The sequence below is a fragment of the Pseudomonas sp. SG-MS2 genome (assembly GCF_009933855.1).
Lineage (GTDB): Bacteria > Pseudomonadota > Gammaproteobacteria > Pseudomonadales > Pseudomonadaceae > Aquipseudomonas > Aquipseudomonas putida_E.
Genome location: NZ_MOMO01000179.1, coordinates 16,614 through 27,530, shown reverse-complemented (window position 1 = coordinate 27,530; position 10,917 = coordinate 16,614). Strand labels below are relative to the sequence as shown.

Here is a 10,917-nt window from a genome sequence, read left to right as displayed (position 1 = left end):
CGCTGCGCCTGTTGCTGAACCAGGCCGAACGCCTGGCGCACCTGCAGCGCCTGCTGGAAAGCCAGTTGCAACCGGCAGCCCGCGAGCACTGCCACGTGGCTTCGTGGCGCGACGGCACGCTGCTGCTGGTGGTCACGGACGGGCACTGGGCCACCCGCCTGCGCTATCAGCAGAAGCGCCTGATGCGTCAGCTGCAGGCGCTGGAAGCGTTCGGCAACCTTCAGCGCATCCTTTACAAGGTGCAGCCGCCGCTGGTTCCGGCCAAGCGCGGCGGTAACATGACCGAGCTGTCGACCAATGCCGCCGAAGGCATTCGGGGTTCCGCCGAAGGCATCACCGACCCCAAGCTGCGTGAAGCACTGGAACGCCTGGCCAGTCACGCCAAGGGCAAGGGTTGAGTCAGCAGGCCTGAGCACAACCCATAAAAAAGGCCACCCGAAGGTGGCCTTAATCACTAGAGAGAGTGTTCGAACTTACACGGCCGCAACAGGGCGCATATAAGAGATCGGTGCCGTACTGGCATCTTCGAAAGTGACCACTTCCCAGGCATCGGTCTCATTGATCAGCTTGCGCAGCAGCTGGTTGTTCAGCGCGTGCCCGGACTTGTAGCCCTTGAACTCGCCAATCAGGCTGTTGCCCAGCAGGTAAAGGTCGCCGATGGCGTCGAGGATCTTGTGCTTGACGAACTCGTCTTCGGAGCGAAGGCCGTCTTCGTTAAGGACACCGGTCTCATCGACAACGATGGCGTTCTCGACACTGCCACCCAGCGCAAGGTTGTGCTTGCGCAGGTACTCGATGTCACGCATGAAGCCGAAAGTACGGGCGCGGCTGACTTCCTTGACGAACGAAGTGCTGGAGAAGTCGACGACGGCGCTCTGGGTCTGGCCCTTGAGGACCGGGTGATCGAAGTCGATCTCGAAGCTCACCTTGAAGCCTTCGAAAGGCAGGAAGGTAGCGCGCTTGTCGCCCTCCTCCACTGTCACTTCACGCAGGATGCGGATGAACTTCTTGGCTGCGTCCTGCTCTTCCAGGCCGGCAGACTGAATCAGGAATACGAAGGGACCGGCGCTGCCATCCATGATCGGAACTTCCGAGGCGGAGAGCTCGACGTAGGCGTTATCGATGCCCAACCCCGCCATGGCGGAAAGCAGGTGCTCGACGGTATCGACCTTGACGTCACCGTTGACCAGCGTGGTGGACATGGTGGTCTCACCGACGTTGGCCGCACGTGCCGGGATCTCGACCACAGGGTCGAGGTCGGCGCGACGGAAGACGATGCCGGTATCGACAGGCGCAGGCTTGAGGGTCAGATAGACCTTCTCCCCGGAGTGCAGGCCGACGCCTGTGGCACGGATGGTATTCTTCAGGGTGCGTTGTCTAATCATGGCATTGGCCGCTTCAGCGCAAATTGCGAACAGGTATCAACAAAGGCTGAGGATGATAACAGACCCGGCCTTTGCTGAACACCAATCACCCTTATACCCCTGATAAATTCCATTAATCGGCCTGACGACGCAGGAAGGCCGGGATATCCAGGTAGTCCAAGTCATCCTGAGGGTTGAGTTTAGCTGCTGCGGCAGCGCCTGCGTGGGCCTGGTTGCGCATCACGGTCGGACGCTCCAGGTCACGGTAGTTGACCGCTGGCTGCTCCTGACGAACAGGGGCCGGGTTGGAGGCCTCGTACGCCTGCTGGGCAGTCTGCAGGGTGTTGTCGACCACCTTGACCGGCTTCTCGATACGCGCGCCCAGGCCGGTGGCCACCACGGTCACGTGCAACTCATCGCGCATGTCCGGGTCGATCACGGTGCCCACCTTGACCATCGCGTGGTCGGAGGCGAAGGCTTCGATGATGCTACCCACATCGGAGTACTCGCCCAGCGACAGGTCAGGGCCTGCGGTGATGTTCACCAGGATGCCGCGGGCGCCCTGCAGGTTGACGTCTTCGAGCAGCGGGTTGCGGATTGCCGCCTCGGTGGCTTCGCGAGCACGGTTCGGGCCGCTGGCGCAACCAGTACCCATCATCGCCATGCCCATCTCGCCCATCACGGTGCGCACGTCGGCGAAGTCGACGTTGATCATGCCAGGGCGCTTGATGATGTCGGAAATACCGCGAACGGCACCGGCCAGTACATCGTCAGCCTTGGCAAAGGCGGACAGCAGGCTGGCATCCTTGCCCAGGATGGTCAGCAGCTTCTCGTTGGGAATGGTGATCAGCGAGTCGACGCTCTCGGCCAGCATGCGGATGCCTTCATCGGCGATCTGCATACGTTTGCGACCTTCGAACGGGAACGGACGGGTTACCACGGCAACCGTGAGAATGCCCATTTCCTTCGCCACTTCGGCGATGATCGGCGCTGCACCGGTACCGGTACCGCCGCCCATGCCGGTGGTGATGAACACCATGTTGGTGCCCTGCAGCACCTCGGCGATGCGCTCACGGTCTTCCAGAGCAGCCTGACGGCCGACTTCCGGATTGGCACCGGCACCAAGGCCTTTGGTGACCCCGGTACCCAGTTGCAGGATGGTGCGCGCGCCGATGTTTTTCAGCGCCTGAGCATCGGTGTTGGCGCAGATGAACTCGACGCCTTCGATGCTGCTTTTCACCATGTGGTTGACGGCGTTGCCGCCGCCACCGCCGACACCGATCACCTTGATGACCGGGCTTTGCGGGACGTTGTCTACGAGCTCGAACATTTTCCCTCTCCTTTCAGTTCTCTAGTTGTCGCGCCTACCACTACTGCTTTGAAACTTAGAAGTTGCCCTGAACCCACCGCTTGAAGCGCTCAAGCACTGGGGCCTTCGGTTCATCGCCATAGCTGTTGCTGCTGCTGTTACCGGTCAGGGGCAAGTCTTCGGACTGCTTCTGCAGGCCGTAAGCGAGCAAGCCCACGCCGGTGGAATAGATCGGGTTGCGCACCACGTCGCTCAGCCCCCGAACGCTGTGCGGTACGCCCAGGCGTACCGGCATGTGGAAGATTTCTTCGGCCAGTTCCACGGCGCCTTCCATCTTCGCGGTGCCGCCGGTGAGGACGATGCCGGCCGGCACCAGGTCCTCGTAACCGCTGCGGCGCAGCTCGGCCTGGATCAGCGTGAAAAGCTCGTCGTAACGGGGCTCTACCACCTCGGCCAGGGCCTGGCGCGACAGTTCGCGCGGTGGGCGGTCGCCCACGCTCGGCACCTTGATGGTCTCGCCGGCGCCGGCCAGTTTGGCCAAGGCGCAGGCGTAACGGATCTTGATTTCCTCGGCGTACTGGGTGGGTGTACGCAGGGCCATGGCGATGTCGTTGGTGACCTGGTCGCCGGCAATCGGGATGACCGCAGTGTGACGGATCGCGCCTTCGGTGAAGATGGCGATGTCGGTGGTGCCGCCGCCGATGTCCACCAGGCACACACCGAGCTCTTTCTCATCGTCGGTCAGCACCGAGTAGGCCGAGGCCAGTTGCTCGAGGATGATGTCGTCGATTTCCAGGCCACAACGGCGCACGCACTTCTCGATGTTCTGCGCCGCGTTGACCGCGCAAGTGACCACGTGAACCTTGGCTTCCAGGCGCACGCCAGACATGCCCAGCGGCTCGCGCACACCTTCCTGGTTATCGATCACGTAGTCCTGCGGCAGGGTGTGCAGCACGCGCTGGTCAGCCGGAATGGCCACGGCCTGGGCAGCGTCAAGCACACGCTCGAGGTCGGCAAGGCTGACCTCGCGGTCGCGAATGGCGACGATGCCGTGGGAGTTCAGGCTGCGGATATGGTTGCCGGCCACGCCGACGAACGCCGAGTGGATGCGGCAGCCAGCCATCAGCTGCGCTTCTTCCACTGCGCGCTGGATCGACTGCACGGTGGACTCGATGTTCACCACCACGCCCTTCTTCAGGCCGCGGGAAGGGTGAGTACCGATCCCGACGATCTCCAGGGTACCGTCTTCGCCAACTTCACCCACCAGCGCCACCACCTTGGAGGTGCCAATGTCCAGCCCGACGATCATTTTGCCGCTATGCGCGTTTGCCATGGTCCTGCCTCTCTCTAATTCTTCGCAACGGCGGGTTGGGCCGTCGTCGGTGCGTTCGGTTCCCGCCAACCAACGGCAAGTCCGTTGGAATAACGCAGATCAATGCGGGCGATGTTGGTGATCTGCTCTTTGAGTGTCTTGTCGTAAATGGCAATGAAACGGCGCATCTTCTCCACCAGATGATCGCGCCCCAGCAGCAGCTCGACGCCCTGCCCGGTGCTGCCCGCACCGGTGGTCAGGAACCAGCTGCCACGCTCGCGCAGCTCCAGGCGAGCGATGGAAAAGCCCAAGGGGCGCAGCATCTGGCTCAAAACCTGATACTGCTGCATGACTTGCTGCTGGGCACGCTGCGGCCCGGCCAACTGTGGCAGATGCTCGTAGTTGGCCAGCTCGCGCGGGGTGAAGGCCTGGCCCTGGTTGTTGAGCAAGGCTTCCTCACCCCAGCGTGCCACCGGCAACTGTTCTTCCAGGCGAATCACCACCTCGTCCGGCCAAACCCGGCGTACTTCGGCGTGGGCGATCCATGGCATCTGCTCGAGCTCGGCTCGCATCGCCGTGAGGTCGACGCTGAAGAAACTCGCTGCCACGTATGGCGCGATCCGCTGCTGCACCGACTGCTGACTGATGTAACTGAGGTCGCCCTGCACGTCGATCTTGGTGATCGGCCGGTCGGCGTACGGCATCAGGCGAATGGCGCCCTCGTAGGCGCCAAAGCCTGCGGCCACCAGCAACACCGGCCACAGCAGGCGCTTGAGGCCGCCCAGGCTGGGCCGCGGCAGGCGCGCCGATACGGGCTCGTCGGCCACCAGTCGGCTGGCACCACGCGGCACCGGCTTGCTACGGCCGGTAACGGGTTGCTGCTGACGTATCATTGCGCCTTGCATGGTTTGTTAACCTCGCGTCGCTACGCTGTCGGCCAGGATCGCCAGCACCAGTTGCTGGAAGTCCAGACCGGCCGCGCGGGCCGCCATGGGCACCAGGCTATGATCAGTCATGCCCGGTGCGGTGTTTACTTCGAGCAGCCAGAACCGGCCCTGCTCGTCCTGCATCACGTCCAGACGGCCCCAGCCTTCAATGCCGATGGCATCGCAGGCGCGCGCGGTCAGGTCGATAAGCTCCTGCTCCTTGGCACTGTCCAGCCCGCACGGAATGCGGTACTGGGTGTCATTGGCGATGTACTTGGCGTCGTAGTCGTAGAACACGTGCGGAGTGCCCAGGGCGATCGGCGGCAGCACCTGGCCACGCAGAACGGCAATGGTGAACTCCGGGCCGTGAATCCATTGCTCGACCAGCACCTGAGAATCGTATTTGGCGGCGTCTTGCCAGGCAGCGACCAGTTCCTGCTCGCTGTTCACCTTGGCCATGCCGATGCTAGAGCCTTCATGGGCAGGTTTGACGATCAGCGGGAAGCCCAGTTCCGTACCGGCTACAACACAATCTTCTTCGCTGGCCAGCACAGCATGACGCGGGGTCGGAATGCCCAGGCTTTGCCATACCTGCTTGGTCCGCAGCTTGTCCATGGCCAGGGCCGAGGCGAGGATGCCACTGCCGGTGTAGGGAATGCCCAGGCACTCCAGCAGGCCTTGCATGCTGCCATCCTCACCGCCGCGGCCGTGCAGGATGATGAAGGCACGGTCGATCTTCTCGCTTTGCAGGCGGGCCAGCAGGTCGTCGCCCACGTCGATGGCGACCACGTCGACACCGGCGCTGCGCAGCGCCTCGATCACGGCAGCGCCCGACTTGAGCGAGACTTCACGCTCGGCGCTCTTGCCGCCGTACAGTACAGCGACACGACCGAACGCGTTGACGTCCAGGGTCGAATGCAGTTTCTCGTAGGCGCTGGTCATTTCGACTTCTCCTGCTTGGCGCCAGCGAACAGCGGGCTTTTCATCAATTGCGGGGCCAGGCCACCGACATCGCCGGCACCCTGGCACAGCAGGATGTCACCGGCACGCAGCAGCGGCTTGACCAGCGGTGCCAGCTCGGCGCCGCGTTCGATGTAGATCGGGTCCAGCTTGCCGCGCTGGCGGATGCTGTGGCACAGCTGACGGCTGTCGGCACCGGGTATCGGCTCTTCACCGGCCGGGTACACCTCCATCAGCAGCAGCACGTTGGCATCGCCCAGCACCTGCACGAAATCGTCGTACAGGTCACGGGTGCGGCTGTAACGGTGTGGCTGGTAGACGATAACCAGGCGACGGCTTGGCCAGCCACCGCGTACAGCCTTGATCACCGCCGCCACTTCGGTCGGGTGGTGGCCGTAGTCGTCGACCAGCATCACGCTGCCGCCTTCAACCGGCAGTTCGCCGTACACCTGGAAGCGTCGACCGACACCCTGGAAGCCCGAAAGCCCCTGCACGATGGCTTCGTCGCTGATGCCTTCGTCGGTGGCGATGGCGATGGTGGCCAGGGCATTGAGCACGTTGTGGTTACCCGGCATGTTGACCGACACTTCCAGCGGCTCACGATCACGGCGCAGCACGGTGAAGTGGGTCTGCATGCCCTTCTGGCTGACGTTGATCGCGCGGATGTCGGCCTCTTCGCTGAAACCGTAGGTCACGGTCGGGCGCTTGACCTGCGGCAGGATCTCACGCACCACCGGGTCGTCCAGGCACATCACGGCCAGGCCGTAGAACGGCAGGTTGTGCAGGAACTCGACGAAGGTTTTCTTCAGTTTGTTGAAGTCACCCTCGTAGGTGGCCATGTGGTCGGCGTCGATGTTGGTGACCACAGCAACCATCGGCTGCAGGTGCAGGAAGCTGGCGTCGCTTTCGTCGGCTTCGGCGATCAGGTAACGGCTGGTTCCCAACTGCGCATTGGTGCCGGCAGCGGTCAGGCGGCCACCGATGACGAACGTCGGGTCCAGGCCACCGGCGGCAAATACCGAGGCCAGCAGGCTGGTGGTGGTGGTTTTGCCATGGGTACCGGCAACCGCCACACCATGGCGGTAGCGCATCAGCTCAGCGAGCATTTCGGCACGCGGCACCACGGGAATGCGCCGTTCAAGCGCAGTGGCGACTTCCGGGTTGGCCGGGTTGATGGCGCTGGACACCACCAGTACATCGGCATTGGCGGCGTTTTCGGCACGGTGGCCAACGAAGATCTCGGCACCGAACGACTCCAGGCGCTGGGTAACCGGCGACACCTTGAGGTCGGAGCCGGACACTTCATAGCCCAGGTTCAGCAGCACTTCGGCAATACCGCACATGCCCACGCCGCCGATACCGACGAAGTGGATACGATGAATACGGCCCATCTTCGGCTGGGGCATGGCTTTCTGGCTTTCAACCATGGGCCACCTCCAGGCAGATATCGACCACGGTGCTGGTTGCGGAAGGTTTGGCAAGGCCCCGTGCGGTGCGTGCCATGGTGTTGAGTTTCTCGGGTTGCATCAGCACCTCGTTCAGGCGTTCAGCGAGTTGCGCTGCGCCAGTTGTCGCTTGTGGCATGAGGAAGGCGGCGCCTTCCCGAGCCAGATATTGGGCGTTATGGGTCTGGTGGTCGTCGATGGCATGGGGCAAAGGCACCAGCATCGAAGGCAGGCCGGCCGCCGCGAGCTCGCTGACGGTCAGGGCACCGGCCCGGCACACCACCAGGTCGGCCCAGCCATAGGCGTGGGCCATGTCCTTGATGAACGGCTCTACCTGAGCCTCGACACCCGCCTCTTGATAACGCTCGGCGGTGATCGGCGCGTGGTGCTTGCCGGCCTGATGGAACACCTCGGGCCGCAGGTCAGCGGGCACCTCGGACAGGGCCTTAGGCAACAATTTGTTCAATGGTTCCGCACCCAGGCTGCCACCCATGACCAACAGGCGGGCACGGCGCTCGCCCAAGGGCGCACGCTGCGCATCCATGAACAGCTCAGGGCGCACCGGATTGCCGGTGGTACGCAGCTTTTCGCCAGCTTCAAACGTGCCTGGGAAAGCCTCGCAGACACGCGCCGACAACGGCACCAGCAGGCGATTGGCGGTACCGGCGCGGGCGTTCTGTTCGTGAATCACCAGCGGCACACCGCACAGACGCGCGGCGACGCCGCCAGGGCCGGTCACATAGCCACCGAAGCCGATCACGCAGACCGGCTTGAGCTGGCCAATGATACGCCGCGCCTGGAGCACGGCCTTGACCAGGGTAAACGGTGCCTTGAGCAGCGACAGCTTGCCCTTGCCACGCAAGCCGCTGACCTGGATCAGGTGCAGCGCCAGGCCGGCCTGGGGGACCAGCTCATTCTCGATGCCACGGGGGGTGCCCAGCCAGTGCACGGTATAGCCGCGCGCCTGGAACTCACGTGCGCAGGCCAGGGCCGGGAACACATGGCCTCCGGTGCCACCCGCCATGATCAGTACGTTTTTGCCGTCAGCGGCCATGACTGGTCTCCTCGGCAAAATCGCTTTCGCTGAATTCGTGTTCCTCGCTGCCCAGGTGCGTGCGGCTTTCCCATTCGATACGCAGCAACAAGCCGACGCAGGCACAGCAGATCACCAGGGAGCTGCCCCCGTAACTGAGGAAGGGCAAGGTCAGGCCCTTGGTCGGCAGCAAGCCGACGTTCACGCCAATGTTGATCAGGAACTGGCCAATCCACAGGAACGCCAGGCCAAATGCCATGTAGGCGGCAAAGTACTGCTTGGCCTTCTCGGCCCACAGGCCGATGTAGAGGGCGCGCACGGTCACGAATACGAACAGCGCGATGGTCACCAGCGAACCGACCACGCCCAACTCCTCGGCGAGTACCGAGAACACGAAGTCGGTGTGCGCTTCAGGCAGATAGAACTGCTTTTGCACACTGTTGCCCAGCCCTACGCCCAGCCACTCGCCGCGGCCGAAGGCGATCAATGCCTGGGTCAACTGGTAACCAGAGCCGAACTGGTCGGACCAGGGGTCGGTAAAAGTGATCAGGCGCGCCATCCGGTAGGGCTGCGCCTGCACCAGCACGAACACTGCGACCACCGCCAGCACCACCATCAGGCTGAAGCGGAACAACCCTACGCCGCCGAGGAACAGCATGGCTGCGGCAGCGCCCATCATGACCACGGTGGCACCGAAGTCCGGCTCCATCAGCAGCAGGCCGGCCATCGGCAGCAGCACGATGAACGGTTTGAAAAAGCCCATCCAGCTTTCGCGCACTTCGGTCTGCCGACGTACCAGGTAGCCGGCGAGATAAATGACCACGAAGACCTTGGCGATCTCCGAAGGCTGGACGTTGAAGAAGCTGAAGCCGATCCAGCGCATCGAGCCGTTCACTTCCCGACCGATGCCAGGCACCAGCACCAGTACCAGCAGGCCAAAGGCGCCAACCAGCATCATGAAGCCCATGCGCTGCCACGTGGCGATCGGCACCAGCAGGGTCGCACCACAGGCGACCAGGCCAATGGCCACGTAAACCAGATGGCGGAACATGTGGTACAGCGGGTTGCCTGACTGTACTGCGGCCACCTCCGACGACGCCGAGGTGATCATCACCAGGCCCAGGCCGAGTAGCGCCAGGCAGCCGGCCAGGAAGGCGAAGTCGAGGTCGATGCCACGGCCGCTGATAAGCGGCGACGGGTACGGCTTGAGGATGCCGAAGATCATGCCAGCCCTCCCGCCGCCTGGGCGAACAGCCGCCCGCGTTCTTCAAAGTTCTTGAACATGTCGAGGCTGGCGCACGCCGGCGACAGCAACACGGCGTCACCCGGCAGGGCCAGCTCGGCGCATTGCTGCACGGCCTCGTCCAGCGTCTTGACCCGCACCAGCGGCACGGCATCACCTAGCGCCTCGGCCAGGCGTTCGGCATCACGGCCGAGCAACACAACGGCGCGGCAAAAACGTGCCACCGGCTCACGCAGGGCGGCAAAATCGGCACCCTTGCCGTCGCCGCCGGCGATCAGCACCAGCTTGCCGTCGATATCCGCGCCCAGGCCTTCGATGGCGGCCAGGGCAGCACCGACGTTGGTCGCCTTGGAATCGTCGTACCAGCTCACACCGTTGCGCGCACGCACCCATTGGCAACGATGGGCCAGGCCGCCGAATTCGCGCAGGGCTTCGAGCATCGGCTCGAACGGCAGACCGGCGGCATGCCCGAGGGCCAGGGCCGCCAGGGCGTTGCTCTGGTTGTGGGCACCCCGAATTTTCAGGTCACGGACCGGCATCAGTGCCTGGAACTCGAAAGCCAGATACTTCTCGCCCTCGACTTCACGCAAGCCGAAGGCCTTGAAGTCCGGCTGATTCAGGCCAAAGCTCCAGCACGGGCGATTTTCGACCGGCAACGGCCGGCTCAGGGCATCCTGGCGGTTCACCACCACTTGGCGGGCGCCACGGAATATCCGGTGCTTGGCCAGGTGATAGGCCGGCAGGCCGCTGTAGCGGTCCATGTGGTCTTCGCTGATGTTCAGCACGGTAGCAACTTCGGCATTGAGCTGGTCGGTGGTTTCCAGCTGGAAGCTCGACAGCTCCATGACATACAACTCGACATCATCACTGAGCAGGTCCAGGGCCGGTGTACCCAGGTTGCCGCCGACGGCCACGCGCTTGCCGGCCTTGGCGGCCATCTCGCCGACCAGGGTGGTTACCGTGCTTTTCGCATTGGAGCCACTGATCGCCACGATCGGCGCCTTGGCATGGCGGGCGAACAGTTCGATGTCACCGGACAGCTTCACGCCACGCGCCGCCGCCTGCTGCAGGGCCGGCGTGGCCAGTGCCAGGCCTGGGCTCACATACAACTCGTTGGCGCGGCACAGGAAGTCCACGTCCAGTTCACCACAGCGTACTTCCACCTGCGGGTAATCACGGCGCAGGGTGTCCAGTTCCGGCGGTTGCTCGCGGGTGTCGGCGACCGCAAAGGCAATGCCCTGGTTCGCCAGGAAGCGAACCAGGGACATGCCGCTCTTGCCGAGGCCGACAACGATGCGGAATTGGTCGGAAGCGATCAGTGACAC

At 63.5% G+C, this 10,917-nt stretch carries 10 protein-coding genes; 1 reads left to right on the top strand and 9 read right to left on the bottom strand.

Features of this window, described 5'->3' with window-relative positions; genetic code table 11:
• Nucleotides 1–2: 2 nt before the first annotated feature.
• The gene (locus BLX42_RS15355; RefSeq protein ID WP_256672003.1) at nucleotides 3–398 is read left to right on the top strand and encodes a DUF721 domain-containing protein; all 396 of its coding nucleotides are present in this window, start codon (nucleotides 3–5) and stop codon (nucleotides 396–398) included.
• A gap of 75 nt (nucleotides 399–473) precedes the next feature.
• Here the strand turns inward: BLX42_RS15355 and lpxC are convergent, their stop codons facing one another.
• The 9 genes from lpxC to murD all read right to left on the bottom strand — a co-directional run bounded on the left by lpxC (nucleotide 474) and on the right by murD (nucleotide 10,917).
• On the bottom strand, nucleotides 474–1,385 hold the full coding sequence (lpxC, locus tag BLX42_RS15350) for a UDP-3-O-acyl-N-acetylglucosamine deacetylase (protein ID WP_039603495.1): 912 nt from the start codon (nucleotides 1,383–1,385) through the stop codon (nucleotides 474–476).
• A gap of 112 nt (nucleotides 1,386–1,497) precedes the next feature.
• Nucleotides 1,498–2,694, bottom strand: a complete 1,197-nt coding sequence (ftsZ, locus tag BLX42_RS15345) for a cell division protein FtsZ (RefSeq protein ID WP_003251871.1) — start codon at nucleotides 2,692–2,694, stop codon at nucleotides 1,498–1,500.
• 55 nt (nucleotides 2,695–2,749) lie between these two features.
• The gene (gene ftsA / locus BLX42_RS15340) at nucleotides 2,750–4,006 is read right to left on the bottom strand and encodes a cell division protein FtsA (protein ID WP_012312872.1); all 1,257 of its coding nucleotides are present in this window, start codon (nucleotides 4,004–4,006) and stop codon (nucleotides 2,750–2,752) included.
• A 14-nt stretch (nucleotides 4,007–4,020) separates the two neighbouring features.
• Nucleotides 4,021–4,890: a cell division protein FtsQ/DivIB gene (locus tag BLX42_RS15335; protein ID WP_012312871.1), complete on the bottom strand. Its 870-nt coding sequence runs from the start codon at nucleotides 4,888–4,890 to the stop codon at nucleotides 4,021–4,023.
• 6 nt (nucleotides 4,891–4,896) lie between these two features.
• A complete protein-coding gene (locus tag BLX42_RS15330) occupies nucleotides 4,897–5,853 on the bottom strand; it encodes a D-alanine--D-alanine ligase (RefSeq protein ID WP_046784855.1) in 957 nt (318 codons plus the stop codon).
• Entirely contained in the window at nucleotides 5,850–7,298 is a 1,449-nt protein-coding gene (murC, locus tag BLX42_RS15325; protein WP_046784854.1) for a UDP-N-acetylmuramate--L-alanine ligase, read from the bottom strand. Before murC ends, BLX42_RS15330 begins: the two co-directional genes overlap by 4 nt.
• Nucleotides 7,291–8,370, bottom strand: a complete 1,080-nt coding sequence (gene murG / locus BLX42_RS15320; RefSeq protein WP_119688321.1) for an undecaprenyldiphospho-muramoylpentapeptide beta-N-acetylglucosaminyltransferase — start codon at nucleotides 8,368–8,370, stop codon at nucleotides 7,291–7,293. Before murG ends, murC begins: the two co-directional genes overlap by 8 nt.
• Nucleotides 8,360–9,574, bottom strand: a complete 1,215-nt coding sequence (ftsW, locus tag BLX42_RS15315) for a putative lipid II flippase FtsW (protein WP_046784852.1) — start codon at nucleotides 9,572–9,574, stop codon at nucleotides 8,360–8,362. The genes murG and ftsW overlap by 11 nt, the downstream gene beginning before the upstream one ends.
• Nucleotides 9,571–10,917: a UDP-N-acetylmuramoyl-L-alanine--D-glutamate ligase gene (murD, locus tag BLX42_RS15310; protein WP_161872108.1), complete on the bottom strand. Its 1,347-nt coding sequence runs from the start codon at nucleotides 10,915–10,917 to the stop codon at nucleotides 9,571–9,573. The genes ftsW and murD overlap by 4 nt, the downstream gene beginning before the upstream one ends.